This window comes from Kitasatospora sp. NPDC050463 (assembly GCF_040655255.1).
Taxonomy (GTDB): Bacteria; Actinomycetota; Actinomycetes; order Streptomycetales; family Streptomycetaceae; genus Kitasatospora.
Genome location: NZ_JBFAJO010000082.1, coordinates 1 through 25691, shown reverse-complemented (window position 1 = coordinate 25691; position 25691 = coordinate 1). Strand labels below are relative to the sequence as shown.

General features: G+C 71.1%; 30 protein-coding genes and 3 pseudogenes. 11 read left to right on the top strand and 22 right to left on the bottom strand.

What is annotated here, in order from left to right; genetic code table 11:
- The first annotated feature begins 244 nt into the window (after window positions 1-244).
- A complete protein-coding gene (locus tag AB0J08_RS34545; RefSeq protein ID WP_360641996.1) occupies window positions 245-529 on the top strand; it encodes a hypothetical protein in 285 nt (94 codons plus the stop codon).
- Here AB0J08_RS34545 and AB0J08_RS34540 read toward each other — a convergent pair.
- The 7 genes and pseudogenes from AB0J08_RS34540 to AB0J08_RS34510 form a co-directional block, all read right to left on the bottom strand.
- Window positions 503-1150, bottom strand: a complete 648-nt coding sequence (locus AB0J08_RS34540; RefSeq protein ID WP_360642018.1) for an IS30 family transposase — start codon at window positions 1148-1150, stop codon at window positions 503-505. The genes AB0J08_RS34545 and AB0J08_RS34540 overlap by 27 nt on opposite strands.
- A gap of 263 nt (window positions 1151-1413) precedes the next feature.
- Window positions 1414-1668 (bottom strand): annotated as a pseudogene (locus AB0J08_RS34535) (hypothetical protein); the annotation flags it as partial.
- Between the two features lie 553 nt (window positions 1669-2221).
- Window positions 2222-3337 carry a serine hydrolase domain-containing protein gene (locus AB0J08_RS34530; protein ID WP_360641994.1) on the bottom strand — a complete coding sequence of 372 codons (1116 nt, stop codon included), beginning with the start codon at window positions 3335-3337 and terminating at the stop codon, window positions 2222-2224.
- Between the two features lie 50 nt (window positions 3338-3387).
- Entirely contained in the window at window positions 3388-4053 is a 666-nt protein-coding gene (locus AB0J08_RS34525) for a DUF4097 family beta strand repeat-containing protein (RefSeq protein WP_360641992.1), read from the bottom strand.
- Between the two features lie 44 nt (window positions 4054-4097).
- Window positions 4098-4478 carry a VOC family protein gene (locus tag AB0J08_RS34520; protein ID WP_360641990.1) on the bottom strand — a complete coding sequence of 127 codons (381 nt, stop codon included), beginning with the start codon at window positions 4476-4478 and terminating at the stop codon, window positions 4098-4100.
- Between the two features lie 202 nt (window positions 4479-4680).
- Window positions 4681-5574 (bottom strand): LysR family transcriptional regulator, encoded by an 894-nt coding sequence (locus AB0J08_RS34515; protein ID WP_360641988.1) that lies wholly within the window; start codon window positions 5572-5574, stop codon window positions 4681-4683.
- Window positions 5575-5636: 62 nt separating this feature from the next.
- Window positions 5637-6269 carry a LysR family transcriptional regulator gene (locus tag AB0J08_RS34510; RefSeq protein ID WP_360641986.1) on the bottom strand — a complete coding sequence of 211 codons (633 nt, stop codon included), beginning with the start codon at window positions 6267-6269 and terminating at the stop codon, window positions 5637-5639.
- A gap of 99 nt (window positions 6270-6368) precedes the next feature.
- Between AB0J08_RS34510 and AB0J08_RS34505 the strand changes: the two are divergent.
- The 3 genes and pseudogenes from AB0J08_RS34505 to AB0J08_RS34495 form a co-directional block, all read left to right on the top strand.
- Window positions 6369-6587 (top strand): annotated as a pseudogene (locus tag AB0J08_RS34505) (transposase); the annotation flags it as partial.
- Window positions 6588-7214: 627 nt separating this feature from the next.
- Window positions 7215-7919 (top strand): annotated as a pseudogene (locus tag AB0J08_RS34500) (Tn3 family transposase); the annotation flags it as partial.
- A gap of 475 nt (window positions 7920-8394) precedes the next feature.
- The gene (locus AB0J08_RS34495) at window positions 8395-8721 is read left to right on the top strand and encodes a hypothetical protein (protein ID WP_360641984.1); all 327 of its coding nucleotides are present in this window, start codon (window positions 8395-8397) and stop codon (window positions 8719-8721) included.
- 171 nt (window positions 8722-8892) lie between these two features.
- On the opposite strand, the gene AB0J08_RS34490 is transcribed toward AB0J08_RS34495, so the two are convergent.
- Window positions 8893-9252: a hypothetical protein gene (locus tag AB0J08_RS34490; RefSeq protein WP_360641982.1), complete on the bottom strand. Its 360-nt coding sequence runs from the start codon at window positions 9250-9252 to the stop codon at window positions 8893-8895.
- A 420-nt stretch (window positions 9253-9672) separates the two neighbouring features.
- Between AB0J08_RS34490 and AB0J08_RS34485 the strand changes: the two genes are divergently transcribed.
- The 4 genes from AB0J08_RS34485 to AB0J08_RS34470 all read left to right on the top strand — a co-directional run bounded on the left by AB0J08_RS34485 (window position 9673) and on the right by AB0J08_RS34470 (window position 11658).
- Window positions 9673-10623: a recombinase family protein gene (locus tag AB0J08_RS34485; protein WP_360641980.1), complete on the top strand. Its 951-nt coding sequence runs from the start codon at window positions 9673-9675 to the stop codon at window positions 10621-10623.
- Window positions 10620-10778, top strand: coding sequence for a hypothetical protein (locus tag AB0J08_RS34480; protein ID WP_360641978.1), 159 nt, complete (start codon window positions 10620-10622; stop codon window positions 10776-10778). The genes AB0J08_RS34485 and AB0J08_RS34480 overlap by 4 nt, the downstream gene beginning before the upstream one ends.
- A 60-nt stretch (window positions 10779-10838) precedes the next feature.
- Window positions 10839-11171, top strand: coding sequence for a hypothetical protein (locus AB0J08_RS34475; protein ID WP_360641976.1), 333 nt, complete (start codon window positions 10839-10841; stop codon window positions 11169-11171).
- 127 nt (window positions 11172-11298) lie between these two features.
- The gene (locus AB0J08_RS34470; protein ID WP_360641974.1) at window positions 11299-11658 is read left to right on the top strand and encodes a VOC family protein; all 360 of its coding nucleotides are present in this window, start codon (window positions 11299-11301) and stop codon (window positions 11656-11658) included.
- Between the two features lie 64 nt (window positions 11659-11722).
- Here AB0J08_RS34470 and AB0J08_RS34465 read toward each other — a convergent pair whose 3' ends face one another.
- The 3 genes from AB0J08_RS34465 to AB0J08_RS34455 form a co-directional block, all read right to left on the bottom strand.
- On the bottom strand, window positions 11723-12613 hold the full coding sequence (locus AB0J08_RS34465) for a hypothetical protein (RefSeq protein WP_360641972.1): 891 nt from the start codon (window positions 12611-12613) through the stop codon (window positions 11723-11725).
- Window positions 12610-14082 (bottom strand): MBL fold metallo-hydrolase, encoded by a 1473-nt coding sequence (locus tag AB0J08_RS34460; protein WP_360641970.1) that lies wholly within the window; start codon window positions 14080-14082, stop codon window positions 12610-12612. Before AB0J08_RS34460 ends, AB0J08_RS34465 begins: the two co-directional genes overlap by 4 nt.
- An 86-nt stretch (window positions 14083-14168) precedes the next feature.
- Complete coding sequence (locus AB0J08_RS34455; RefSeq protein WP_360641968.1) at window positions 14169-14300, bottom strand: hypothetical protein; 132 nt, start codon at window positions 14298-14300, stop codon at window positions 14169-14171.
- A gap of 201 nt (window positions 14301-14501) precedes the next feature.
- Between AB0J08_RS34455 and AB0J08_RS34450 the strand changes: the two genes are divergently transcribed.
- Complete coding sequence (locus tag AB0J08_RS34450; RefSeq protein WP_360641966.1) at window positions 14502-15815, top strand: XRE family transcriptional regulator; 1314 nt, start codon at window positions 14502-14504, stop codon at window positions 15813-15815.
- Here AB0J08_RS34450 and AB0J08_RS34445 read toward each other — a convergent pair.
- The 7 genes from AB0J08_RS34445 to AB0J08_RS34415 form a co-directional block, all read right to left on the bottom strand.
- Window positions 15812-16621 carry an alpha/beta fold hydrolase gene (locus tag AB0J08_RS34445; protein ID WP_360641964.1) on the bottom strand — a complete coding sequence of 270 codons (810 nt, stop codon included), beginning with the start codon at window positions 16619-16621 and terminating at the stop codon, window positions 15812-15814. The genes AB0J08_RS34450 and AB0J08_RS34445 overlap by 4 nt on opposite strands.
- 116 nt (window positions 16622-16737) lie before the next feature.
- Complete coding sequence (locus AB0J08_RS34440; protein WP_360641962.1) at window positions 16738-16965, bottom strand: hypothetical protein; 228 nt, start codon at window positions 16963-16965, stop codon at window positions 16738-16740.
- Between the two features lie 40 nt (window positions 16966-17005).
- Complete coding sequence (locus AB0J08_RS34435) at window positions 17006-17167, bottom strand: hypothetical protein (RefSeq protein WP_360641960.1); 162 nt, start codon at window positions 17165-17167, stop codon at window positions 17006-17008.
- 72 nt (window positions 17168-17239) lie between these two features.
- The gene (locus AB0J08_RS34430) at window positions 17240-17935 is read right to left on the bottom strand and encodes a hypothetical protein (protein ID WP_360641958.1); all 696 of its coding nucleotides are present in this window, start codon (window positions 17933-17935) and stop codon (window positions 17240-17242) included.
- Between the two features lie 4 nt (window positions 17936-17939).
- Entirely contained in the window at window positions 17940-18539 is a 600-nt protein-coding gene (locus tag AB0J08_RS34425; RefSeq protein WP_360641957.1) for a sigma factor-like helix-turn-helix DNA-binding protein, read from the bottom strand.
- A gap of 640 nt (window positions 18540-19179) precedes the next feature.
- Window positions 19180-19749 carry a hypothetical protein gene (locus AB0J08_RS34420; protein ID WP_360641955.1) on the bottom strand — a complete coding sequence of 190 codons (570 nt, stop codon included), beginning with the start codon at window positions 19747-19749 and terminating at the stop codon, window positions 19180-19182.
- Window positions 19746-20414, bottom strand: a complete 669-nt coding sequence (locus AB0J08_RS34415) for a hypothetical protein (protein WP_360641953.1) — start codon at window positions 20412-20414, stop codon at window positions 19746-19748. Before AB0J08_RS34415 ends, AB0J08_RS34420 begins: the two co-directional genes overlap by 4 nt.
- A 114-nt stretch (window positions 20415-20528) precedes the next feature.
- On the opposite strand from AB0J08_RS34415, the gene AB0J08_RS34410 reads away from it, so the two are divergent.
- A complete protein-coding gene (locus tag AB0J08_RS34410; protein WP_360641951.1) occupies window positions 20529-20951 on the top strand; it encodes a hypothetical protein in 423 nt (140 codons plus the stop codon).
- Window positions 20952-21229: 278 nt separating this feature from the next.
- On the opposite strand, the gene AB0J08_RS34405 is transcribed toward AB0J08_RS34410, so the two are convergent.
- From AB0J08_RS34405 to AB0J08_RS34390, 4 genes are all read right to left on the bottom strand, one after another.
- Window positions 21230-21853 (bottom strand): hypothetical protein, encoded by a 624-nt coding sequence (locus AB0J08_RS34405; RefSeq protein WP_360641949.1) that lies wholly within the window; start codon window positions 21851-21853, stop codon window positions 21230-21232.
- Between the two features lie 13 nt (window positions 21854-21866).
- Entirely contained in the window at window positions 21867-22460 is a 594-nt protein-coding gene (locus AB0J08_RS34400) for a hypothetical protein (RefSeq protein ID WP_360641948.1), read from the bottom strand.
- Window positions 22461-23096: 636 nt separating this feature from the next.
- Entirely contained in the window at window positions 23097-23342 is a 246-nt protein-coding gene (locus AB0J08_RS34395; RefSeq protein WP_360641946.1) for a hypothetical protein, read from the bottom strand.
- 371 nt (window positions 23343-23713) lie between these two features.
- Window positions 23714-23896, bottom strand: coding sequence for a hypothetical protein (locus tag AB0J08_RS34390; RefSeq protein ID WP_360641944.1), 183 nt, complete (start codon window positions 23894-23896; stop codon window positions 23714-23716).
- On the opposite strand from AB0J08_RS34390, the gene AB0J08_RS34385 reads away from it, so the two are divergent.
- Window positions 23883-24884 (top strand): hypothetical protein, encoded by a 1002-nt coding sequence (locus AB0J08_RS34385; protein ID WP_360641942.1) that lies wholly within the window; start codon window positions 23883-23885, stop codon window positions 24882-24884. The genes AB0J08_RS34390 and AB0J08_RS34385 overlap by 14 nt on opposite strands.
- Window positions 24885-25691: the final 807 nt, after the last annotated feature.

The window sequence follows — 25691 nt, the reverse complement described above, 5'->3', positions numbered from 1 at the left end:
TCGGGCACGGCGAGCGCGGTGGCGGTCATCGAGGTGGCCTTCCGTCAGTGGTCGGCCGGGAGCGGCGCGGTGGCCGGCCCCGGCACCCGGGCGCTCGCCCGAGTGCCGCCGACATTGCACACCACCCCCTTGTCCTCCGTCTGCCCCCACCCCTTGACCGCCACGTTGTCCCGCGTGTTCTGCCGTCAGGTTCGCCCCGGTCAGGGCCCTTGTCCTCCCGGTTTGTCCATGACCGGGATCACCCGTGGGCGCGTGGGAGCGACCGGGCCGGATCGGCGGCGGCCAGGCCCTGGTCGAGCGCCAGGCGCAGCAGGGTGAGGGCGTCGGCGGGGTTGGTGGACAGCAGCGGGATGCCGTCGGCGGCGTCGGCGACGGGGTGGCCGGCGATGAGGGCGCTCCAGTTGCCGAGGGCGTCGTAGACCTCGGTCCAGCCGGCGAGGTGCCTGCGCTGTTCGAGGGCCTGGACGGGCGGATTCGCATGATCATCGCAACGATGCTGGTCTCATGCTGTCAGAGCGCCGGTGAATAGCTCGGCCGGGGTCCGCCATCCCAAGGTCTTCCGGGGGCGGTTGTTGAGTCGGTCCTCGAACGCTCGGAGCTCCTCGGCGGTGTGGACGGACAGGTCGGTGCCCTTGGGCATGTATTGCCGAAGCAGGCCGTTCGTGTTCTCGTTCGTGCCTCGCTGCCAGGGGCTGGCGCGGTGGGCGACGAAGACTCCGTCGCGGAACATTGGGGCGAGCTGGTCGTGGCAGGCCATCTCGGAGCCCTGGTCCCAAGTCAGCGTCATTCTGGCGGTGTTGGGAAGATCCTGGAGGGCCTGGGTGAGACGTTCGCGGACCTGGTCCGCGCCGTGTCCGTCGGGCAGGGCGACGAGACGGACGTAGCGGCTGTGGCGGTCCACGAGGGTGGCGACGGCGGACCGGTTGTGCCGGCCGGTGATGAGGTCTCCCTCCCAGTCGCCGACGCGCTCGCGAAGCTCGACGACGGCGGGGCGCTCGTCGATGAGTGTTGGCGGAACGGCGAACCGCGGGGTGCGCTGGTCCGGCGCTGCTTGCGCAGTGACCGCCCGGTCCGCAGCTTCTTCGTGAGCGTCCTGCTCAGGCCGCCCTTGGCGCCCTGGTAGAGGGCCCGGTAGATGCTCTCGTGGCACAGATGCCGCTCCGGTCTGTCCGGCCACAGCTCACGCAGGTGGGCGGCGATCTGCTCGGGGCTCCACTCCAGGTCGAGCTTGGCCTGAACCTCGGCGCGGAGCTCGTGGTCGAGCCGCAGCTTCGCCAGGCGCGGGCGCCTCACGCGCTCCTCGGCGCGGTGGTGAGCCAGGTCCGCGTCGTAGATGCCCTGGTCGTGGGCGAGGGTGTTGCGCCGGAGCTCGCGGCTGACGGTCGACGGAGACCTGCCCAGGCGTTCGGCGATCTCCCGTATACCCAGGCCGCGTTCGCGCAGCGTCGCGATCCTCTTGCGCTCCAGCAGGGACAGGTAGCGGTCGGACCGGGACGGCTCGGGCAGCCGTTCCGGCGGCAGGCCGCCGTTCTCCGCCCGCCACCGGTAACCGGTCTTCCTGCCGATCCCGAGCTGCTTGCACGCCTCGACCGTGCCCACCCCGAACTGCAGCAAGCGCCAGTACTCGGCTTCAAGATCGAGCCTGCGCTTGGGTCCCCGCCTCGCCATCAACACACCCATCATGATCAAGGAATGTTGCGACAAGCGTTAGAACCCAAGGAGCGCCTGGGGGTCAGTTTTCACGAAGCGGCGGCAGGGCACCGCGACCTGGGCCTCCGTCATGTCGCGGAAGCAGGGCACGGGGATTTCCTTTCCCAACCAAAACGGCTCCGCCCCCATTGCTCGGGGGCGGAGCCACTACCCGTCTCGACGGGCCCTCACGTCCGCATGACCTTACCTGCCAGGGCTCAGATGATCGAGAGCAGGTCCACTTCGGTCTTATAGCCCGGTTCAGCGGACCCTCGGCTGCGAAGTATCCACCGTCAGGCGCCGGTCATGAGCGGGCGGCCAGCTACGCCTCGACAGCTGCGACGCGGGCAGCTGTGTCAGCGGCGTGGTCGAGGTCCGTGAATCACCGCGCGCCGGAAGCGCACAGAGCTGGTGCTGCCCCGCCGCACTATCTGCTGCAGCTTCTGTCCCTCCTGGGCGGTCAGTCTGCGCGCACAGACAGGATCGGCACCACACCTCCGGCACGCGGATCGGACGTCACCCCCCGGTGCCGTCAGTCGGTGGGCTGTTCGTCGCAGAAGACGGTCTTGATGAGCCTGTCGAGGACCTTCGGGAGTTCCAGGGTCGGGTTGATCGCGGCGTCGCCGGTGGTGAGTCCGGCGGTGAGGGTCTTGCTGCCGTCGGGGGTGGCGATCATCAGTGCTCCGTAGCCGCCGGGGGCGCCGCCGTTGTGGTGGACGATGGTGATGCCACCGTTGTCCGGTCCGAGGTTCTGGACGAACAGGCCCAGGCCGTAGCCGAGCATTCCGTGCGGGGTGCGCATCTCGTCCAGGAGCGGGGCGGGCAGGAGCCTGCCGCCGAGGAGTGCGGAGAAGAACGTGTGGAGGTCCCGGGTGGTCGAGATCAGGTCCCCGGCGCCGATGAGGAGCGAGGAGTTCTGGCGGGTGACGTCGACGACCTGCCACTGGCCGTCGTCGTCCTGGTAGCGGCAGTAGCCGTGGGCGTGCGGCTCGGGCAGCTCCGGTGAGCTTCCCGGCACCACGGTGTCCCGCAGCCCGAGCGGTTCCAGGATCCGCCGCTGCATCTCCTCGGCGTACGGGCGGCCGCCGGCCTTCTCGATCAGCAGGACGGCCAGCGTGTAGTTGGTGTTGGAGTAGCTCTGGTCGGTTCCCGGCTCGAACCGTGCGGACTCGGCCAGGGCGAAGCGCACGAGTTCCTCCGGCTGGTAGGTGTCGAACCGGTTGTCCACCCACGGCTTGCCCACGGCGGGGATCCCGGGCACGAACGTGCCGTCGGGGGCGAGGTCGCCGGTGTAGCTGGGCAGCCCGCTGGTGTGCTGCAGCAGCATCCGCACGGTGATCCGCGGGTCCAGCCCCAACTCGGGCAGGTGGTCGGCCACCGGGGCGTCCAGTGCGAGGGCGCCGTCGGCCACCAGGTGAAGCACCAGGGCCGCGACGAAGGTCTTGGTGGAGCTGCCCACCCAGAACCGTCCGTCCGTCGGCGGCTCGGCGCTCTCCCCTAGCTCGCGCACCCCGGCGCTGCCGACCCATTCGCCCCGCTCGTCGTGCACCCGCATCTGTATCCCGGCGAAGCCGGCGTCGACGAACTCCTGGATGGCCTTCTGCAGTTCCGGGCGGTCCTGCGCGGTGTTCTGCTCAACGGTGTTCATGGTCGTTCCTTCTCTTGCGATGGTCGGGTGGGTTGTGGCGGGGGCACTACTCAGAGGCTGCGGGCGGTGATGTCGCCGTAGGCGGTGGTCGCGTGGATGGTCAGGCCAGCGATGCCTTCGTTCCTGAGCGAGTTGTGGATGCGGCCGTAGTTGCTGCCGGCATCCAGCGAGGCGGAGACTCCGGAGGCGGCGCAGACCGACACGTCGCCGGCCTCGGTGCGCAGTTCGAGCGTGCCGCTCATGGCCTCGGCGATGCGGATGTCGCCCTTTCGGGTGCTGATCACGGCGGAGCTGCCGAGGCGGCCGACCGCGATGTCTCCGGCCTGGAGGGTGAGGTGGGCACCGGTGGCCTCGTCGATCTCGACCGTGCCCTCGGCGCCCTCGAAGGTGACGTCGCCGAGCCGTCCGACGGCCCGGAGGTTGCCGCTGGCCGCCTTCGCCTCGACGCGGGAGCCGGCGGGCAGCCGGACGGTCACCTCGACGGCTCCGGTGTTGCCGACGAGCTGGCTCTTCGGCAGTGCGGCCTCGATCGACAGGAGGCCGTCGGTGTAGCCGACCCGGGTCTCCTCGGCGGCCTTCACGTCGCGGTTCTTCGAGGCGTCCGCGGGCAGGACCTCGACCGTCGTGTCGGCCTGGTCGGCGGCGATGATGTGGACGCTCCCCGCGGGTATGTCGAGGACGGTGGAGATCGGGGCGGGGGTGTCGAACTTCTGCATCTTGCTCTTCTCGCTTCTTGTTCTTGCTCTTGTCGGGCGGTGGGTCAGGTTCCTGCGGGCGGCACCCATTCGGTGAGCTGGACGACGACGCCGTTGGGGTCGACCAGTCGCACCACCAGGTCGCCCCACGGCTCCTGGTGCAGGGTCACGGACAAGTGGGCTTCGTCGTTGCGCAGCCGCTCGTACTCGGCCGTGATACCGGTGACCTCGAATGACACGACCACGTCGGTAGGCCCTTGGCCGGGCCCGTGCCGTTCGAGGTCGCGCCGCACCAGGACGAGGTCGACGGCCGCGTCGTCACGGGCGAGCTCCACGAAGTCCTCGTCAGCCAGGACTTCACGGAATCCCAGGTGGGTGGTGAAGAACCGGCTGGAGGCGGCTGGATCGGTGACCGTCACGGACACCGAGGAAGACACGACGTTCATCGCTGCGTCCCTCCTTCTTGCTCGATCCTCGGAACGGATCAAGCTTCGGACGCAGCGGTACTGGGGAACAACGACGGATGTCGAAAGGGTCGTTAACCCCTGTGTTTACGACGCCCAGCCCAGCCTGGAGGCAGGCAGCCACGCAGGGTGCGAGGGCGGCCCGACACGAACGGGTGGAGCTCCCGGCCGGCAGGCGTGTGGGTCACAGCTGGAACGTGCCGAGGTGGCGGACGGTCTCAGCGAGGGCACGGATGGCGTCGTTCTCGGTCTCGGTGCGCCACACCAGGCCGAAGCTCAGCGGCCCGAGGTCGTTGAAGGGCAGCCAGAGGATGTCCGGGCGGCCCCAGTAGCGGGTGACGTGCGAGGGATTGATGTTGACCACGTCGCCGGCGCTGACGAGCGTGAAGATCTCGTCGTTCGTGGTGACCATGGGGCCGCGCTCGATCGTGCGCCCGCGCGGGGTGTGCGCGGGTACGAAGCTGTCGGCCCAGTAGCCGGGGATCTGTGGTGCGCCGGTGTGCTGGAAGTCGGCGAGCATCTCCACGGAGACGGAGGTGCGGGTGGCCAGTTCGTGGTCCACGGCAACGGCCAGCATGCGCGGGTCGGTCAACAGAACGGGGCCCACGGTGAGATCGTCCTCCCGCACGGGCAGCCACGCGACCAGGACGTCGATGTCCCCCCGCCGCAGTCCGCCGAAGGGGTCGCTGAAGGGCGCGTGACGGATCGACAGTTCCCACTGTGGATGCCGCGAGCGGAACGTCTGCCAATAGAGCCGCAGATCGTGGGCGTTCCCGGGGATCATGCCGATGCGCAGCCGTCCGCTGACGCTGCGGGCGGCCATCCGCGCGCGTTCCAGCGACTCGTGCAGGCCCGCGTAGACCGGCCGCAGGTCGTCGCGCAGTTGTCGGCCGACCTCGGTCATGCGCACGCTGCGGCTGGTGCGCTCGAACAGCTGGGCGCCGATCCGCCGCTCCTGGGCCTTGATCGCCTGGCTGACGCGGGCCGGGGACACGTGCAGTCGCTCCGCGACGCGGCCGAAGTGCAGTTCCTCGGCCAGCACCAGGAAGATCTCGATGTCCCGCAGCTCCACAGTCACCTCTCTTGAAGAACATCCGACGACCTGCCGGTCATCGGGCATCGCGCGAGCTATTCACGCCCTCAGTCGGGCAGGAGCCCCAGGTCGCTCACGACGTGGGCGAAGGCGCGGATCATCTCGTTCTCGGACTCGGTCCGCCACACCAGCGAGTACGCCAGTGGCTCCAGCCCCTTGACGGGCAGATAGGTGATGTCCGGACGCGGGTAGTAGCGGGCCACGTGCGCGGGGAAGAGGCAGACCGCCTCCTGCATACCCACCGCCATGAAGATATCCGCGATGTTGTTCACGTCGGCGCCCCGCTCGATGAGCCGGCCGCGGGGCGAGGTTCGCGGGAGGTAGTGGTCCAGGTGGCGGGCGCGGAAGATCTCGAAGAACCGCCGCAGCTCCTGGATGTTGGCGGGGAACAGGCTCACCCGCAGCGTGCCCGTCTTGCCCCGGGCCGCCAGCCGAGCCCGCTCCAGGCTCTGCGTCAGACCATGGTGCACCAGGCGCAGATCGTCCCGCAGCGCCTCACCCAGCGGAGTCAGCCGGACGTTGCGGCTGTCGCGGGCGAACAGCTCCGCACCGATGGAGCGTTCCTGCTTCTTGATCGCCTGGCTGACCCGCGCCACGGAGATGTGCAACCGCTCCGCAGTCCGGCCGAAATGCAGTTCCTCGGCCAGGGTCAGAAATATTTCTATGTCGCGCAGCTCCACGTGCCCCCACTTTCCCCGCCTCGCCTCGCCCCGCCCCGCCCACGCCAGCGGCCCGGCATGATCTATCACACCGGGCTCGCAAGGACCAATGCACCTTCGACCGACGGATACCGGGAGTCGTCCGAGTCCTGGGCCGCCCTCCTGCGTGACTGCGCTTGCCGCGGCATGCGCGCCCCGGTGCTGGCGGTCGGCGACGGCGCACTCGGCTTCTGGAAGGCCCTGCGCGAGGTCTTCCCCGCCACCCGCGAGCAGAAGTGCTGGGTTCACAAAACCGCCAACGTTCTCGATGCCATGCCGAAGTCCGCGCAGCCGGCAGCGAAGCCGGATGGAACACGGGTTCCACCATCGGCTCCAGGACCATGGCCACAACCGTCTGCGCGATCCTGTCCGCGACCGTGGGCACCCCGAGCACCCTGACCTTGCCCGATCCCCCGGGCTTGGGAATCTCCACCATCCGCACCGGCGGCGGGAAGTAGCAGCCCGGCGCCATGCGATTCCACAGCCTGTAAAGGTTGCCCCGAAGGTTCTCCTCGAACTGTGCGATCGACTCACCGTCGACACCCGCCGCGCCCTTGTTGGCCTTGACCCTCAAGTACGCTTCGAACACCAAGTGCTTCGAGATCTCAAACGACTTCGATCCGCTCGTCCGGCTCCTCCCGGGAACTCCGGTTGACCACCAAGCAGACCCAGACGACCCGTCCCCTTCGCTCCACCCGCATTACCGGGCTTCATCACTGCTACGAGACGGTCTGCCCCCGTGCCCCGCGACGGTACTCGGTTCCTCGCGGCGTTGTCCGCTTGGAGTACTCCCTCTCGCCGTCGGCCCACCGGGCCGGCGACAGTGTCGGGGCGACAGGTTCCCACGTTCCGTGCAAGAGCCCGGACCAGGCTCGCGCCGCCTACATGCCGGACGCCATCCGGGCAGTCAGCAGGCTCCCCCCGGACGCGCCGCGCTTCCGCGACCTGGCCGATCAGCAGTTCTGGCGCGCCGACATACCCGGCGCCGAGCCGCAGCCCGGCTACGGGCCGCTGGAGGCGATCGCCCGCAACAAGGTCAACCTGCGCAAGATCCGCGAGCAGTGGCCGGACATGCTGCGCGTGGCCGGGTCGCTGATCACCAACCAGGTCCGCGCCTACGACCTGCTGCGGATGTTCGGCCGCGAGGGCCACCCGACCCCGCTGGGGCAGGCGTTCGCCGAGTACGGCCGGATCGAGAAGACCTTCCACCTGTTCGACCTGGTCGACCCGGTGGACGACACCTACCGGCGGCGGATGAACCGCCAGCTCACCGTGCAGGAGTCCCGCCACACCCTGGCCCGCGCGATCTGCCACGGCAAGCGCGGCCACATCCAGCAGGCGTACCGGGACGGCCAGGAGGACCAGTTGGCCAGCCTGGGACTGGTGCTCAACGCCGTGGTGCTGTGGAACACCCGCTACCTGGACGCCGCCGTCGAAACGCTGCGGGCGCTGCCCGCAGACCAGCGCGAGCACGACGTCCTGGACGAGGACGTCGCCCGCCTCTCCCCGCTCAAGGCCGGGCATCTGAACGTCCTGGGCCGGTACGCCTTCACCCCCTCCCAGCCCGAGGGAGCCCTGCGCCCGCTGCGCGGCCCGGCCGCGGCGGACGACGACGACCAGGGCGAGGAGTAGCCCGGCGCCCGAAGGGCCGTACGGGAAGGAACCGGCGGCGCGGAGTGTCGTTGAGCCGGTGCGCGGGCCCCCGCCCGCGGCAGACGAAGGGAGAGGGCCGTGCCGAACGTGGCGAGCCCGGAGCAGAGGAAGGCCCAGCGCCGCATGGTCGGGCGGGTCAACGCCGGCGGGGTGCTCAACCGCGACGGCCTGGCGTTCTGGCGCGAGGCCGACTGCGGCGAGTTCTACCCCGACGCGGACGAGGTCGCCCAGGACCTGGCGGTGCTGCAGGTGCCGTGCGAGATCGTGACGGCCTACCGGTTCCCGCCGGCCAACAGCCGCTCCCAGCGCCCCCGCAAGGGCTACGAGGTGCGGATCGCCACCAAGGACCTGCCGTCGCTGGAGGTCTGGATGCCCTCGTTCAAGAACCGCCCGCCGATACCCGAAGACGCGCCCGGGCTGGAGCTTCCTGTGCTTCCAGCCCAAGCCCGGCCGGATGGAGATGTTCTCCCACACCAGGTTCGCCGCCGCCTGGCCGTGGTGGACGGAGAAGCAGGCCGGGCGGATGGGCCTGCTGTGCGCCGAGTGCGGCTACGACCTGCGCAAGCAGGACGACGAGACCCGCCTGCCCTACAACATCCCGACCAAGCCCGGCGGCTTCCGGCTGGTGTGCGGGGTGTGCTGCAACGACGGCAACGACGTCATGGACCAGGCGGAGGCCGCCGCCGCGGCCGCGATGGTCGCGGCCGGAGTGACGGCGCCCGTCCCCGCTCCTTCGGCGCCGTCCGTGCCGGCCACCTTCACCGCCGGCGGCACCTCGTGATGCCGGTCGCCGAGCTCAAGGGATTCCTCTGATCATCCCAGGACTGCGGGCCCGGCAAGATCCCGCGCGGCGCGTACGCCGCGCCGGTAGGAGCGCGCCTGGCCCGCAGGGATGGATCGCAACGGATTACTGCGGGCCAGGGGTATCTCGTAAAGGCCGGGGGGCCAGAGGTCAGTCTTCTTCGGATTCGGAGCAGATTGCCCAGGCTTCGGTGCGGGTGTCTTGTGCTACGCCACGGGCGAGCGCGAGCACACGCCAGCTCTGGCCGTCGTCGGAGGGGCGTGAGGCAACCAGAGCGTTGCCGTTTGCGTCGCCGCCGCCGCCGGTCAGGTGGTAGCCGTCTGGGCAGGTTGCCGTGACGACCTCGCCAAAATTGCCACTCGCCTGCACGATCTTGGTCGTCTGTGCAGCGGCGGTTGCTGGCGTCGTCAGACTGCCAAGGCCAAAGACGGCCCCTACGCAGGAAGCGACCACCGCAGCAATCACCAAGCGATTCTTCAAAATTCTCCTTCGATCCTTCAGTGTGACCATGGCTGCCATCGTTCCGGCAGCGCGAGAGAACAGCCCCGCAACCACCCCGGAGAAGACCCTCAATCACTCATCTGGGTAACAACCGGCCTGTGGTGAGGCTGACCGGTCGACCTCGAACCGGCTTCTGAGCGCCCGTGCGACGCTCGCGAAGCCACGGCCGGGGACATGTAGCGGAACGTAGCGACGGTGACGGTGGGTCACTCGCAGAAATGAACAGTTGCGAGAGTTCTGCGAGACCCCCGAAACGTGCCCGGCTTGTCCAGGTCCCAGCTCGCAGAAAACCTCTCAAAACTCCGGCGTTCTGCAACACACTTCTGAGAGACTTCCGGCATGGATCTGACACCCGATCAGGCCGCATCTGCGGTGGAACGCCACGATTGCCCGAAGTGTGAAGTCCCTGCGGGCAGTCCGTGCCGGACGATGGGCGGCAAGACCGCGGCGAAGTACCACACCGCCCGGTTCATCCTCGTGCCCAGGCTCCGCGAGGACCTGGAGGTGCTGGTGCCCGCCGACCGCGGCCCGGGCAAGCCCTGGCACCGGGGGCCGGTCCCCGTGCTCGCCCCGGCGCCCGAGCACGCCGCCCCGCCGATCCGGATCGGGTACGCGCGCTGCTCGACCGCCGAGCAGGAGCTGGAGAGCCAGCTCGTCGCCCTGGCCGCGGCCGGGTGCGCGAAGGTCTTCCAGGAGAAGATCAGCACCCGCATCAAGTACCGGCCGCAGATGGAGGCCGCACTCAGCCTCGCCCGGCAGTTCAAGGAGGCCGCCCCCGACCAGGTGGTGATCCTGACCGTCCACGAGTCCAAGCGCCTGGCCCGCAACGCCGCCGAGCTGATGCAGATGGCCGCCGACCTGGAGAGGGCCGGCATCCTGCTCGAACTCCTCACCGGCCCGATGACCGGCATCTACGACCCCAACGGCTTCGGCGCGATGTTCTTCGCCGTGCTGGCCGTCGGCGCCCAGCTCGACCGCAACTACATCCGGGAGAAGACCCTGGAGGGTCAGGTCACCGCCGCCGCCAAGGGCAACCACGGCGGCCGGCCGAAGGTCATCAACGACGACATGCTCACCTTCGCCCTCGCGCTCAAGGCCAAGGGCGTCCCGGTCCCCGAGATCGCCGGAAAGCTCGTCATCAAGGACGGCAAGAACGCCGGGAAGAACCCCTCCGTCGCCTCGGTGTACCGGGCGCTCGCCGAGGCCGAGCAGGCCGAGCTCGATGCCCCGGCCGACGACGACCTGCCCCGGCGGCCCAAGCCCTCCCGCATCCTCCGCCCCGAAGACCCGCTCACCCCCGAGGAGATCGAGCTGCGCGAGCGGCTGGTCGCCCAGCGGGCCGAGCTGGACGCCGCCGACCTCGAAGAGGTCGGCCGGTGATCCCCGGCCCGCACCGGCTGAAGGGCGGCGCGCTGCAGCTCGGCGCCGAGGAGCCCGGCCTGCCAGGCCCGTTCGGTACCTGGACCGACAGAGACGGCCAGGAGCCGCAGGAGACCGAGGCCGCCGACCCGGGCGAAGCCGAGTTCCGGTGCTGAGCACCGGGCGGAGCCGGCCAGCACTCGGCATCCGGCCGGACGGCGCGCGACCCTGGAGTCGTGGCCCGCGTTCGGTACTGCGAGAACTGCGGCGCCCGGCTCCCCCTGAAAGCCTCGGCCCGGCGCCGGTACTGCGACGACGTCTGCCGCTCGCAGGCGTACCGCAGGCGGGTCGCCTCCGACCGGATCTGGACGCTCGGGATGATGCTCGCCGAGGCCGAGCATCTCGGCGACAGGCGCATGATCCGGCTGCTGACCTGCCCAGAGTGCGGCGTCATCACCTTCGCCGGGGCGATCCATCGGATCGACATGCGGTACTGCTCGGGGAAGTGCCGATCCCGGGCCTACCGGCGGCGCGCTGCCCGCCGGGCTCGGATCGCAGCCGCAGCGTGACGTCGAGCCGTTGCGGAAATCAGGGGGCTACCGGCGGTATGACGCCTTCACGTCATGCTCCAAAAGCCCGCGCGGAGCGCAGGAACCAAGATCCGGAACTCAGAAGGCACCCCTGTGGAGGTGGGCCGTGTTCAGCACCGTTCGTACCGTGATGACCTTCGCTGTGGATCCCGAGGCGTCGGCCCGGTGGTGGGGCGAGCTCCTGGAGGTCCCCGTGAAGACGGACGTCAGCGACACCGGGGCCGTCTACGCCTGGGTGGAGATCGGTGGGGTCGAGGTGGGCTTCCATCCGGTGGATGATGAGCGCAACCCCAGGGGTGGCAGCCCGATCGTGTACTGGGGCGTGGACGACGTCGACCGGGTCCGGGAGCGGCTGCTGGCGGCCGGCTGCGAGCACCACCGCGGCCCGCTGACGATCGAGCCCGGACGCAGGATCGCCCAGCTGCGTGACCCGTTCGGCACGATCGTCGGCATCGAGGGCCCGTAGCGGCGCGCGAACGCCCGATGCCTCACCGACCGTGGTGGTCAGCAGAGCACCGGGTGTTCGGCGTTCACCGGTCCAGACCGTGCAGGCTCTCCAGGCCAGTGGCCGCCGCGTACGCGCACAGGGCGGCCTTCAGCGAGCCGACCGTCCAGCTGCCGCCAAGCGCGGTGGTGGCATCCAGGTACAGGCCCAGCACCCGGTCCGGGCTGAGCTCGTGCCCGGCTTGGCGCAGGACGGCGGGCAGGGTGACCAGGTCGATCAGCCCGGTCACGTCCGGGCGCACGCTCTCCACATCGAGCAGCACCACCTCGCCGTCCGGGCGCCGGCGCAGGTGCCCGGGCTTGAGGTCGAGGTGGCCGAGCGGCACCAGGGCGGGGCCGTAGGCATCCAGGTGCGCGGCCAGCACCTCGCCGTACGCTGCCGGGTCGGCGATCCAGGCCGGGGCCGGAGCGTCGAGCAGGGCGGCGAGGGTGAAGCCGGCCATCGCCTCGGCGGCCTCGCCGGGCAGCCGCAGCGAGGCGGTGTGGACGGCGGCGACGCGCTCGGCCAGCACGGCGGGCATCCGCGGACCGCTCCACTCAGCCGCCTCCGGCAGGTACTCCAGCAGCAGCGACAGCGAGCTGTCGCCCTCCGAGTACAGCCGGGCGACCGGGGCGGTGTCGGCCAGCAGTGCGTACGCCAGCGTCTCCCCGGCGTACGCGGCCGGATCGGCGTGGAGCTTGAGCACCAGCGAGCACTCCGGCGGCGGCCGGTGGACCGCGAACACCGCGGCGGTGTACCGGGCGCTGACCACGCTGACCCTGCCGTCCACGCCGGGGTGATCGGCGGCGAGCACCTGGCGGGCGCGCACGAGAAGGTCGACGGGGTCGGTGGGCATCGGGGTGGCCAGCCATCCGGCGGGGCGGATGCGGGCGAGTCCCGTCAGCGCCTGGGCGGCGGTGGCTGGCGCGGTGGTCACCGGGTGCCTGCCGGGGCGGTGATGCCGGCGGCCAGGTTCACGTAGGACAGGGCGGCGAGGTCGGGGCGCTGGTGCTCGCCGTAGATACCGAAGAAGGCGTAGACGAGGCTGTCCAGCGGGCGGCCGATGTGCCAGCACTCCATCGCTCCGCCGGCCACGTCCCACACCTGCAGGCGGCCGGTGAGCAGGGCGAGGTAGTCCTGGAAGAACATCTCGGCGCCGAACGGGTAGGCGGCCATCGCCTCTTCGCGGCCGGTCGCCTCGACCCGCGTGAAGTCGGCGGTGGTGACGTCCCAGGCGTACTGGAGGAGTTCGCCGCCGGGGCCGTCCTTGAGCCGCAGCACCGCGCGGTGGGGGCCGAGCGGGCCGGAGAGGTACTCGTGGATGCTGCACGCCAGCATGCCGGTGGCGGTGGCCAGCAGTTCGCGGCCCAGCCGCGGCAGCTCCGCCTTCACGACCGCGAGGGCCTGGTCCTGCTCGGTGGGCGGCTCGGCGAGCGGGACCAGGTCGACGGTGCCGGGGTCGGCGAGGAACGCGGCGTGTGCGACCAGTGCCTCGTACTCGTAGTCGTCGTCGATCCGCACCCAGCCCACCTGGTCGGTCGTCACCTTCTGTGCCGGTGTGGCGGGTACGGTCAGGCGGTCGCCCGGGCGCGGGCCGTGGACGTGGAAGAGGTGCTGCAGGCCGTTGGCGGCCTCGGCCATCTTCGGGTGGTCGGAGTAGAGGAACGGGCCGTGCGGGGAGGCCGGGGGCAGGAAGCCGTTGCCGCACAGCGCCACGTCCTTGATGCCGTCGAGTGGGGCGAGGACGTCGAGCAGCAGCTGGTTGAGCACGGACAGGCCGGTCTTGTGCCGGGTGCCGTCCATGCCGGGCAGCAGGTTGACCGAGGAGGCGGGCATGCCGGGCGGCACGATCTGGGAGTTGTTGGAGACCACCGCGACGCGGGGCACGGGCTGGGCGCCTTCGGCGACCTGCTGCAGGTACAGGTCGGAGGGGTCGGCGTCCACCGCGATGAACACGCTCGGTCCGTCGCCGACCTGCAGGCAGGGCTGGACGACGCGGTCCTCCCAGAAGAGCGTCTGGGCGCCGGCCGGGTAGAGGGTGACGCGCAGGTCGCCCAGCTCGATCGGGGTGGTGTGGTCGACCTGGCGGACCTTGAAGCCGAGCCGGACGATCGCCTCCTTGACCGGGGCGGGCAGCAGCGGCCCGGTGTAGACGGGCACGGCGCGGTCGAGCAGGTCCAGGGAGGGCAGGTGGAAGTGGTCGAGGTGTTCGTGGGTGAGCACGACGGCGTCCGGGCGGGGCATCAGGCTGGTGTCGATCCGGCGCGGCGGCCAGACCCGGCACTCGGCCCGGCCGGGCAGGCCGAACGCTTCCTTGAGGACGGGGTCGATCAGGACGCGGTGGCCGCCGCCCTGGACCAGCCAGGTCTGGTGGCCCAGGAACGTCAGCTCCAGGCGGGTGTCCACGGGTTGCCTCCTTGATGTGCGGGACCGGGGGTGGAGAGCCCGGGAGGGCGGGGCGGCCCCAGCCGTCCCGCCCTCCCGGAGATCACTCAGTGGTGGTAGGTGTGCGGGGCGGCGGCCAGCGCGCCGGTGCCGACGAGTCGGCTGACCTTCGCCTGGAGCGCGGCGACCTTCTTCGGGTCGAGCGTGACCGGGGCCTTCGCCGGGGTGGTGGTCTTCATGGCGCAGTCCTCCTTACGTAGAGGGGTTGGGGACTCGGCCGGGCGGGCCGGTCCGGTGCTCAACAGTTCACCGCCGGGCGGCTCTTGGGTCGAGGCCGGATCAGCGGACGCTTCACCGGACACCGTGACGGGTAGGTACCGGCCTCTCGCTGACGGTGGCCATGATGGCTACCGTGGTGGTCCTGGATTCCGGGGGTGCCCATGCCCGAACATGCCGTCGCCAACTGGGGCTTCGTCGCCGCCCGCGTCGAACGCGGCTGGCACACCCAGGAGGACTTCGCTACCGCGTACGACGAGACGGCCCGCAAGTTGCGCGAGCAGGCCAGGATCTCGGTGCGGCAGGTGAGGCGGTGGGAGTCGGGCGAGTCGACGTGGCCCAACCGCGACGCCCGGCGCGTCCTGGAGGCGATGTTCGGCTGCCCGCTTGAGGACCTCGGCTTTCGCCGGCCCGCCCGGCCCACCGGACGGCGCCCGGACGGGAGCGGAGAGAAGCTGGAGGAGTGCGACGTGCGCCGACGGACGTTCTTGGGACTGGTGGGCGCTGCCCCGGTGCTCGACCTCACGGCCCTGGACCACCTCACCGCCGCCGCGAACCACGCCGGCCGCCACAATCGGGACGAACTGCTCGCTCACCTGCGGACCGCGCTGGACGACGCCGCCCGCGCCGACGGCCTGGCCGGCCCGCACGAGGCGCTGCCTACCGCACTGGGAATCCTCGCCGCGATCAACTCCGCCGCCCGCACCGCCGCAGAGGACCTGCGCCGCGAGCTGCTGGTCCTCGGCGCCCGGGGCGCCGAGCTCGCTGCCTGGCTCCACCGCGACGCCGGCGCCCCCGCCCCGGCCGTCGCGTACTGGCACCACCAGGCGAAGGAGTGGGCGACGCTGACCGGCGACGGCGCGATGCACGCCTACGTCCTGCTCCGCCAGGCCCAGGCCACCGACCGCACCGACGCGGCCCGGATGCTCGACCTCGCCCGCGCCGCCACCACCGGCCCCTGGACGCTGCCACCCAGGCCCCGCGCGGAAGCGTTCCAGCAGCAGGCCCGGGCCTTGGCCCTGACCGGCGCCGGTGCCGACCAGGTGGCCCGCGTACTCGACCAGGCGCACGCCGCGCTCGGCCAGGCCGCCCCGCCGAGCGGGCCAGCCACCTGCACCGGTCCGCTCGGCGACGGCTACACCCGTGAACGGCTGATGGTGCAGACCGCGATCTGCTACCACGAAGCCGGCCACAGCGACCAGGCCGTCAGCCTCTTCGGCGAACACCTCGCCGCGGCCGCGTTCGCGCCCCGCGACCGGGCGTACTTCACCGCCCAGTACTCCGGCGCTCTGGTCGCGGTCGGCGAACCGGACGAGGCTGCCACTGCCGCGATGGAGGCCCTGACGCTCGCCGCCGGCGCCCGCTTCGGGCAGGCCCTCACCGAGCTCCACCGCACCGCTGACCACCTCGCGCCGTACGCCGAGCGTCCGGCGGTACGGGAGTTCCGGCAGCGCCTGGGCGAGCTGGCGGTGGCCTAACCGGCCAGGAAGGTGCTCACCTTCTCGATGACCTCGCGTTGCCACGCCTGCGACTTCGGGTGAAGGTACTGCGGGTCGTCGTGGGCGGCGAAGCCGTGCTGGGCGGCGTCCAGCTCCACCAGCTCCACCGGCCCGCCGAACATCGGCCGGTACCGGCGGGACGACTCGATGGGCACGAAGGTGTCCGCGGTGCCGTGCACCATCAGCACCGGCGCCCGCACTCCGGCCAGGATCGCCGGGGTGTCCAGGTAGAAGACCTCGTTGAGCAGGGCCCGGTTCAGCTTGAACGGCGACTTCTCGGTGAAGCCCTGCTCCTCCAACCGGACCGCCATGTCCCCGGCCAGGTAGTCGTGCGACCAGCCCGGTCGGGAGGTGACGTACCGCTCCTTGTAGTCCAGCCGCGGATTGAGCAGCACCAGCTTGGCGACGTCGTCGGGCCGGTGGGCGGCGTGCAGTGCGGCGGCGCCGCCGGAGAACGAGGCGGCGATCACGTGCACCGGGCCCGGCCGGCCGGTGTGCGCTCGCAGGTGGTCGCTGGCCGCGCGGATGTCGTTGGTCACCGAGGCGATTGTCAGCTCCGACTCACGGCCGCCGCTGGCTCCGTGCGCCCGCAGGTCGAAACGCAGACTGGTCACTCCCGCAGCGGCGAGGCCGGCGGCCAGGCGCGTGAAGAAGCCGCCCTCCTCCCGGGTCACTCCCGACCCGTGGACCAGGACCGCCATCCCGACCGGCGTCTCGGCCGAGCAGACCGTGCCGAACAGCGCGGTACCGTCCAGGGACTGAAACGCCGTCTCGTGATCAACCATAAGCAGATGGTAGCGAGAAGGCGGGGCACCGGGGCCCGGAGGCTCAAGATCATCCCATGGCGGCTTTCCGGCTCACCTTGGCCGGAGACAAGAGCCTTCACGGCTCCAAGATCACGTCATGGCCCTTTTGCACGTACCTTGGCTGGACCCCCGTACGAGCCGATCTCGGTGGCCAGCGCGGCGCCGTCGGCGAGCTGCTCGGCGTCCCAGCCCGTGACGTCCAGGAGGAGACCGTCGAGCGGGCCGGCGACCAGTTCCCGGTACTCGTGGCCTGGCTGCGGGCCGGTGTCCGCGTCGTGGTCGGCTCCGTAGACCCGGCCTCGCATCAGCGCCTCGTCGTCCATGCCGGCCAGCATCCCAGCTTGTACTGACAGGCCGCGGGCTTCAGGGCTTGCGGTTGAGGAGGAGGGCGAGGAGGTCGCGTGCCGCGCGGCGGCGGTGTGGGCTGGGGGCGGCCAGGGCGGTGAGGGCGAGGACGGTGATGGTCGTGAGGTAGCCGGCCGCCGAGGTGGCCAGGGCGAGGGTCGCGGGGTCGTTGGCGTTCATCGGCCTTGTTCCGTTCGGGTCTGTCGTGTCGGGCCGGCGCTCTGGTGGGTGGCGGCCCGGCGGGCGGGTGGGTCAGTGGGAGGCGAGTTCCTGGAGGCGGTGGGCGACGTCGGCGGTGGGCAGGCTCAGCAGGCCGCAGTCTCCGTCCTCGCGGGGCAGGTCGTTGATCGCCTCGCGTAGCGCGCTGCCGGGTCGGGGAAGGCCGGCGGTGTCGGGCAAGGGTGGGGCGAGGCGGGAGGCGAGGTGTGTGTAGCCGGGCAGGTCGGGCAACTCGGGGGCGATGGGAGCGATGGTGCCGTCTTCCAGGCGGGCGGCCTGCTGGAACCAGTGTTCGGCGTCGTGCGGTTCGCCCGTGCGCAGGTGGTGGAGGTAAAGGCAGTAGGCGGCGAGGTGGCTGCCGGCGCCGGCGGCGAACTGCCACCACCAGACGGCGGAGTATTGGCGTCCGGCGAGGTCGAGCAGGCAGCCGAAGACGAGTCCGCCGTTGGGCTCCCAGCCATCGACGAGGCGGTCGATCTTCTCGCAGGCGTCGGGTTCGTTGATGACGACGGTGGCCAGGGCCCGCAGGTCGCGGCGGGCGTCGGCGTGCACGGCCGTGGGTGTGGTGGGCAAGTGCGGCACCGGGTCGGGGGAAGTGGTCTGCGGCATTCGGGTGGCGAGCTTCTCGGCGATACGGCGCTGGCCGGCATGGAGGTCGTATTTCGGGCGGTCGGCGGGCAGAGGGCCCGCGGCCTCCAGCAGACGATCGAGGTCGGGGAGGGTCGTCACCTGGTCACTCCTGGTCCTTGGTGGTGCCGGGGCTGATGATCCGGCGTGACTGCAGCCGGGCCTCCAGCTTGTGTCGGGCCTGGGTGGTGAGGGACTTCACCGTGCCCTGGTCGATGCCCATCGCCTGGGCTGTGCGGGCCACGGTGAGTCCGGTGATGAAGCGCAGCACGATCACGTCGAACTTGGCACCCGTCAGGTTCTTGATGGCCTCGCCGAGCGCGATGCCCGCCTCCAGGTTGTTGACGCTGGCGGTCAGATCGTCGAGGAACGGCTCTTTCTCCAGGCGTAGCGCCGCGGAGAACATCAGCCGGCCGGACAGGGCGCGGTAGCGGTCGACGTGCTCGCGTTCCACTTCCACGAGGTGGCGCAGCGCGGCCCAGGCGTGGGTGGCGGGCTGGGGGTGGGTCAGGACGCGGTCCCAGCAGGCGCCGAGTTCGGTGAACGCGTCGGTGACGAGGTCCTGGGCGAGGGTGGCGTCGTCGAGGCAGGCGTAGGCGTAGTCGTAGTAGGCGTCGGCGTGGAGTTCCTGGAAGGCTCGGAAGGTTATGGGCAGGTCCACCTGGGGGGTGGTGCCGGCGGCGTCGGTGTGGGTTGGGTCGGTCACTTCGCCTCCCCGGCCGGGTCCGGAACGCTGCCGCGCGGGCGTCGTGAGCGGACGGCGCAGGGCAGGGCGAGGACCACGGTGCCGGGCTGGCCGGCGGGCCTCGGCGGGAGAGGGGGACACAGGTACATAGGGGCAGGGGTCCTTCGCTGGTCGGATGCGGGAACAGGGGCACGGTGACGTTGCGCTGGGAGCCGTGTGCGTAGCGTGCCGATAGGAGCATCCAATCCCTCGAACGGCCGAAAGGTTCACGTTCCGAAGGTAAAGAATTGCGGAGGGTCACGTTCCGGGGTTTAGGAAGACGACTTCCACCTGAAACGGGCTGAAACGGGTGAAGAACGACGACACCCGGGCAGCGACATACCTTCACCCCCAGGAGAAGCTTCAAGTCATGGACGCAGGCGCCGGCCGATCCGTCTGCCTGGAGGAAGCGGGGCGGCCACGTCCGGCACAGCTACGGCAGCGCCCCGCTGCGGCGGCTACGCCAACGCGGCGGCCGCGGTGTCCTGCGGCTGCCTGATGCCGGTGGCGCTCTCCTCCGCCGCGCGGACGGCACCGGTGCCATCCGGAAGCCACAGCTCCGCAGCGCGCGAGCGTGTGGCGGCCCCTCGCCCCGATACCGTCACCCGCACCTGGCGTCCGGTCAGCTGCCCGTGCCCTCCCCCAGACCGGACCACCGCCGGGAGCTCACCTCCAGGCGCAGCTGGGCGCCGGGCCAGGGGCCGGGGGTGAGGAGGATGGTGCCGGTGCGGCGCAGGTGGGCGGCGAGGCGCTCCAGGGCGCGGGGCGCCAGGCCGGTGGGGGTGGCGGCGAGGATGACGGGGCAGGCGGCGGCGAGGGCGGTGACCACCTCGCTGTAATGATCACTGGGGTGGTCGGCGACCACCAGGCGGGCAAGGTCGAGCCCGTAGCCGGCAGCCGCGGCGAGGCCGAGGTCGGGCAGGCCGACGGCGGCGGTCCAGGCGTAGCGGTCGGTGGTGGCGGGGCCGGCGGCGAGGGCCAGGAGCAGGCTCATGTCGGTGGCCTCGGTGATGGTGCCCTTGGCCAGGCCGCCGTGCGGGAGCAGCGAGGCGAGTGGTTCGAAGACGGGGAGGACGGTAGCCTGGGCCTCGCGGGCGCGAGTGGCTGGGGACGTCGCGGCGAGGAGGTCGGCGAGCCGGTCTCGGCGGTCCGCGGCGAGTTCGGGCAGGGGGGCGGCGGCGGTCAGGCTCACACGGACTCCCCCGAGGTAGACGGGACCGGCGCTCCGGCGGGCTCGGGTAGAACGTCGGCGTCAGCGTGGACGTGGGCGTGGGCGGGCGGGCCGTCCTGGGTGAGGGGGCGCAGGGCGATGCCGTCGGCGATGACCCAGGCGGCCTGTTTGTCCTCGCCCCAGCGGGCGTGGGCGATCCAGGGCATCTGGGGGGCCGGGCAGCGGCGGGCGGTGACCAGGACGGAGCGCCACGCGCCGTCGGCGCGGAGCCAGGCCAGGCACCAGCAGCGTTCGGTCGGGTCGGTGCCGGCCGGGCCGGCGAGCTCGCCCGGTACGCGCACCGCGTCGCGCCAGGTGCCGAGGTAGGGGGCGGTGGTCGGGGCCGGGCCGGCGGGTTCGGGCAGCGGGCGGATCCGGTTCTTGTCGAACAGGAACCAGCCCCAGGCGCCGGTGTTCTCCGGGCCCCAGGTGACGTGGACGACCCACACCGCGCTGCCGGGCGGGCGGCGCCACACCGTGAGCATCGCCGGTCGCCACCGCCCGCCGAGGCGGATCTCGACCAGGCGCCAGCGCCGCTCGTCCCGGTAGAAGCCGGGCAGGGACATCAGCTCCCGCGGTGCCCGCTCGGCATCGCCCGGCCGCTCGGGCGAGCGGACGGGGCTGGAGAACGGCACGGCGGAGGTCATAGAACTATTGTTCGATAAGCTCTCGGAGTGATCAACCGTCAGCTAAACGCCCGCCCGGCACCCGCCGGCGGCCGCGGCCGGTAGCGTGGCGCCCAACCCCCGGAGGCCCTCCTCATGCGCCCTGCCCGCGTCCAGCACCTGCTCCTCGACGCCGCGGCCGCCCTGCCCGGCGTGTCAGCGAAGACCTTCACCGACGCCGGCCACACCCGGCACCCCTTCGGCGTCGTCGTCGAAGCCGAAGGCCGCACATCTCGCTGGCAGGTCGCCCTCCTGAGCGCCCCGGGCGAGACCTTGGGAAGCGACGAGGACCGGGCCCCGGTCCTGGGCGAGAAACCACCGGCGCTCGAGGTCCCGGTGCTGACGAACGACCTCGCCACCGTCGAACGGGCCCTCGTCGCCCAGCTGCTCGCCCAGGACCCGGGCGAGATCGCCTCCGTGGACCTCTACTCCGCCCGGCCCACCCCGCCCGCCGTCGGATACGGAGCCACCATCGACCTCCACGACGGCTCCCGCGCCTTCATCAACCACGTCCGCTGATCCAAGCCCTACCTGCACCGGAACGCGCGACGGGAGTCGTCCGGCGCCTGCGGGCGCAGGTCCGCGGGACACCCGCGGCAGGTCAGGCCCGTCTCAACCGCCTGCTGACCCTGCCTGCGGCCAGGCCACGGCCAGGCCACGCACCGCCCCGACGGGCATCGCGGCGCCGTCGTCGTCCAGGTCCCACGCCGCCAGGTCGAACTCGGAGGTCCACCGGGCGGCCGCGCACGCAGTGCTGAGGGCGCCCACGTGGATGTAGGCGCCCTCATTCCCTCTGATCAGGAGGAGGTGTCAGATGCCGGGGCCGGTCGGCGGATCGCCTCGGAGGCTCCCACGGTCAGCACCGCGTCCTGGCCCTCGCGCCAGGACTCCAGTGAGTCCCCGGTCTTCTTCCGGATTTCCACCGTTCCATCGACTCCTTCTATTCTGGCGACCATCGCCTTTTCGGAGCAGCCGACGGTTGTGAATTTGAAGGGGGAAATCTGGCCGGACGCCTGGGTGTATTTCCCGACGAGAACACTGCCGGGGAATTCCTGGTGGGCGTCCGAGAATGCGCCGCCGGCGGCCGCGGGACGCTGCGACCCGACAGTGGCGGGAGCGGTGCTGGTCGGCGCGGTGAGCTGGTCCGGCAGAAGCGAGACCTGACAGGTGCCGTTTCTGACGGCGAGGACCACATCGGTGCCCGCAATCTCGGCGACGCCGAGGATCTTGGCCACGCCCTTGGCGGGAGGGGCGTCGACACTGCCCTGGATCGGAAGGTCCACCGGAGTGGCGGCCAGGCCGTCCAACGTCCAGGGCGCATTCTCGGCCTGGGGCGCCGTTCCGCTGCTGGTGCACGCGCCCGCGAGCGCGGCGGTGGCGAGGACCACCACCGCGCCTACGAACCGACTGGATCGCCGCATGTACTGAAGTCTCCTAGTCGGTATAGGCGTTGTAGCAGAAGCCTACCGGGTGCTGTGCGGTCCCACCGCCAACGTAGCGGTCACCGATGGCGACGTTGTAGATGTCGTAGCTGTAGAGGTCGTACAGCGGGTAGGCCTCGAGGTAGCCGAACTTTCCGGCCGGCACGGGGAACGCGCCGGACTCAGTGTTCGTGGCGGTGTCGGTCACGCTGAACCCGACGGTGCCGGAGACCTTCCACGCGGCGACCGACACGCTCGCCGACCACGTACTGGCCACCGCCCTGCTCTGGGAGAGCGTCAGCGTCATGGGGCCGGGGCCAGTGACCATGTCGACCCGGTCGAGCCCGCAGACCTGGCCGCTGTAGCGCGCATCGCGGACCTGCGTGTACGGGTCGTCAGTCGTCGTGCTCTGCGACTCCTGAGGCAGTGTGACCCGCCCGGCGTCCGGGACCTTCACCACGGGGGCCTTGCGGTCGATGGTCCAGTGCCCGGGCGCTGCGCCCGCCGGAAGCGCCACCGCCGGCACCGGGCCGGGTACGGGCGCCGCCTGGGCCTGCGGCGCGGCCAGTGCGGCAAACGCCCCCACACCTGCCACCGCGCACGCCATTCGAGAAATAGTCTTCCCCATTCCAATTCCCCCTGCGATTGATTTCGCACCCGGAACTTCCGGACACGTCCGATCCTGACAGCGGGGCCGATCAGAGGCAATCAAATACAGGGAATTTGAGCTTGAATTGAGCACGACAGGGTGAGACGTCACGAAATAGCCACCCAATGCGGACACTCCGAGCCGCAGGGAAATAGAATTCTGAATTCCTATTCTGTGACTGGAGTGGCGGAAGTTATTGATCGGCGGCCGGTGGCCGCCACCTTCCCTCGCCACAGCTCCCCCGGCGATGGGCGTGACTGCCGCACCAGCGGCGCGCAGGTAGCCGGCCGCCTGGATACCGAGTGAGATCGGACGGCGGAGCGCTCAGGTGAGGCCAGTCCCGACCGGACTGCGAGACCAGGACGGTGCCCTACTGGCTGAAGCGGCCCTGCCGGCCCGTCCAAGCGGTTCGCCGGCAACGAGGCTACCGAGTCCTGGGGCCGCATCGGCAGCAGGTAGGCAGTCGGACGACAACCATGCGGGCCGCAGCCGTGCCCTGACGAGGACCCGGGCGAGAGCGCCTCCGTGGACCTCGACTCCGCCCAGCCCACCCCGCCGGCCGTTGGACACGGAGCCACCATCGACCTCTTCCCCTCAGTCCGCTTCCCGCGGGGAGGGCCGGTCGTCGCGGCGCCCGACCCGGCGGGTGGCCGCCTCACACCCGGTGTGTGCCCACGCGCTCTCTCGGGGCTCGACGTCCGGTCGCCCAGGCACCGAGGGGTCGAGCCGCCGCACCAGGTAGGCCTCCTCACCCACGGCCACCACGAGCAGGCGCCGACCCGGCCGGGCGGTCTCCTCGACGACGTCCTCGGCACGGTAACGGGGCCCGGCAGCAGCCACCTCTCCATGCTCCCGCGCGCACGACTGCGGCGCGCCGTTGGCGCTACCGCGTGCCCGCCCTGGCGCCAGGCGGCCCACTCCCGCGTGCGCGGCAGCGGGGCGGCAACCACGCTGGTGAGGCTGGTCACCGTACCCGTCTCCTTGTACACCGCGACGCAGTCCCACGACGAGATCCAGCGTCACCCCCCTGCACGCGGAAGCACTCGCTAGCGCCGGACAACACCGCACGACGGCCTGACGCGGATCAGCCGGCGGCATCGGGCTCGTGGTCGAGAACCGGCGGCAGCGCGGCCCTCAACGCGTGAGCGGCTGCCGCCAGGACCTGTCTCGCGAGCGAGTCGGGCGCGTCGGCAACCGGGATCGGGATCGGCTCATGGGAGGGCACCTACCAACACTTCGGGAAGGCGGCCAAGCACCGGCGATCCCTGGACGGCCAGGTGCTCCTCCACGGCCTGGGCGAAGTCGTCGGGGACGGTCGGCAGCTCGATCGGGGAGGCGGCGAGAATCAGACCGGCCAAGGGGAAGCACGCGGTGCGCTGGGTGTCCTCCCCCACCTTCGACGCGATCGCCGACGAGCTCTACCTCCTCGCCCCGGCCGACTTCACCGCGGCCCGCAACCAGCGCGCCAACGAGCTCAAGAAGACCGACCCACAGCTCGCCAAGCAGATCCGCGCGCTGCGCCGCCCCACCCAGGCCGCCTGGGCCGCTAACCTTCTCGCCCACCACCACCAGGACCTGGTCGCACAGCTCCTCGGCCTCGGCCAGGCCCTGCGAGACGCCCAGCAGCACCTCACCGGCACGCAGCTGCGCGAGCTGGTCGAGCAGCGCCGCCATCTGGTACGGGCGCTGGCCGGGCAGGCCGAGCAGGATGCAGAGACGGCCGGCCATCCGCTCGGTGCCGGCGCCGTCGCCGACCTGGAGCGGACGCTGAGTGCCGCTCTCGCCGATCCGGATGCCAGCCGGGACCTCGCCGCAGGTCGGCTGACCGCCGCGTTGGAGCCTGTGCTCTGGCCGGGCGCCGGCGCTGGTGCGCCAGAGGCCCACGGGCCGGGTCCTGGCCGTGGCACGCAGGGAGCGACAAGGGCGCCCGCGCCGCCGCGCGGGCCGCAGCGGGCGCCAAGTCCCGCGGGGACGTCCACGTCCGCGGCCGACACGAAGCCCGCCGCGGCCCGGGTGGACACTGGGCGGCAGCGTCTGGCCGAGCAGAAGCGGGCCCAGGCAGAGGCGGCCGCGGCCGAGAAAGCCCAGGAAGCAGCCTCCACCCGAGCCCAGGCCGCCGACACGGCTCTCACCAACGCCGAAGCAACCCGGCAGCGGGCGAGGAGCGAGGCCGAACAGGCTGGCAACGCGCTCACCGCAGCCCAGGAGCGCGACAACCGCGCCCGGGACGCTCTCGCGCGTGCCGAAGAGCGCGTCGAGTCCGCCCGGAGCACGGCGCACGGGGCCGCCGCGCAAGCCGAACAGGCACGGGAGGCCGCCCGACGGGCGTCCAGACGGCTGCACGAGCTGGAAATCTGCGGTGACGACGCAGGGGGCGGCTGATCGCAGCGCGTCATACCCATGCGGTCGGGGTTTGGGTGGGCCAGCGGCTGCCCAGATGCCAGGTAGGGCGTCGCCGCCGCCTCCGAGCGGGGCCCAGCAGACGGCGGCGCCCGTCGGCCCAGCATCGCGTGCGAGATACCCGTCCGGCGGCGACGCTGGCGGTGAACCCGTCCGCACCACGGCGTTCTGGTCGCTTCTGATGTGGTCTATAGCGGTACGGGCCTGTAGTGGTGCTTGCGGGGCTGGGGATTCTGGGGTGCGACGAGGTTGGGGTCGGGCAGCCCCCGTCACCGCGCCCCTCAGCGGTCAGTGCGGGACAGGACACCCTGGACGGATGCGAAGAAGGGCTCCCGCCGAGTGCCCGGGATCGGAACCTCGGTCAGGCTGCCGTCGTACAGCATCCACAGCCCGAAGGACCTGCACGGACAACGGCTCAGGCCACGGCAGCGACTCCAGGTGGGCAAAGAGGCCACCCCACGTTGAGCGTCCGAACTGGATCACCCACGCGTAGCACTCCGCAGACGGCATTGCAGAGCCGGCAAACACGTTGTCGCCGACCCGCGTGAAGCACTGGTGCCACTCCCGGTCCTCGTCGGGCCGGGTGAGAGGCTCCATCACCTCCTCCGCTCCCCGTGCCAGAACGATGACCTCCGCGTATCTGCTCATGCGATCAAGTATTCCGGCGATGAAGAGAAGACGGGAAAAGTATCTCTGAAGTTCCCCCCTGATCTTGGACAGCGTGTGCTTACGCTGCGGGGGTGAAGTCGTGCTGCAGTCTGGCTCGGGTTTCGAGGGGGGTGAGGTACC

What these genes read in the sequence shown, in the direction of transcription:
- AB0J08_RS34530 (WP_360641994.1), bottom strand. Translation starts at nt 3,337, where the DNA reads ATGAACACCGTTGAGCAGAACACCGCGCAGGACCGCCCGGAACTGCAG.
- AB0J08_RS34525 (WP_360641992.1), bottom strand. Translation starts at nt 4,053, where the DNA reads ATGCAGAAGTTCGACACCCCCGCCCCGATCTCCACCGTCCTCGACATA.
- AB0J08_RS34520 (WP_360641990.1), bottom strand. Translation starts at nt 4,478, where the DNA reads ATGAACGTCGTGTCTTCCTCGGTGTCCGTGACGGTCACCGATCCAGCC.
- AB0J08_RS34495 (WP_360641984.1), top strand. Translation starts at nt 8,395, where the DNA reads ATGGAGATGTTCTCCCACACCAGGTTCGCCGCCGCCTGGCCGTGGTGG.
- AB0J08_RS34490 (WP_360641982.1), bottom strand. Translation starts at nt 9,252, where the DNA reads ATGGTCACACTGAAGGATCGAAGGAGAATTTTGAAGAATCGCTTGGTG.
- AB0J08_RS34485 (WP_360641980.1), top strand. Translation starts at nt 9,673, where the DNA reads ATGGGCGGCAAGACCGCGGCGAAGTACCACACCGCCCGGTTCATCCTC.
- AB0J08_RS34455 (WP_360641968.1), bottom strand. Translation starts at nt 14,300, where the DNA reads ATGAAGACCACCACCCCGGCGAAGGCCCCGGTCACGCTCGACCCGAAG.
- AB0J08_RS34450 (WP_360641966.1), top strand. Translation starts at nt 14,502, where the DNA reads ATGCCCGAACATGCCGTCGCCAACTGGGGCTTCGTCGCCGCCCGCGTC.
- AB0J08_RS34445 (WP_360641964.1), bottom strand. Translation starts at nt 16,621, where the DNA reads ATGGTTGATCACGAGACGGCGTTTCAGTCCCTGGACGGTACCGCGCTG.
- AB0J08_RS34440 (WP_360641962.1), bottom strand. Translation starts at nt 16,965, where the DNA reads ATGGACGACGAGGCGCTGATGCGAGGCCGGGTCTACGGAGCCGACCAC.
- AB0J08_RS34435 (WP_360641960.1), bottom strand. Translation starts at nt 17,167, where the DNA reads ATGAACGCCAACGACCCCGCGACCCTCGCCCTGGCCACCTCGGCGGCC.
- AB0J08_RS34415 (WP_360641953.1), bottom strand. Translation starts at nt 20,414, where the DNA reads ATGACCTCCGCCGTGCCGTTCTCCAGCCCCGTCCGCTCGCCCGAGCGG.
- AB0J08_RS34410 (WP_360641951.1), top strand. Translation starts at nt 20,529, where the DNA reads ATGCGCCCTGCCCGCGTCCAGCACCTGCTCCTCGACGCCGCGGCCGCC.
- AB0J08_RS34405 (WP_360641949.1), bottom strand. Translation starts at nt 21,853, where the DNA reads ATGCGGCGATCCAGTCGGTTCGTAGGCGCGGTGGTGGTCCTCGCCACC.
- AB0J08_RS34400 (WP_360641948.1), bottom strand. Translation starts at nt 22,460, where the DNA reads ATGGCGTGCGCGGTGGCAGGTGTGGGGGCGTTTGCCGCACTGGCCGCG.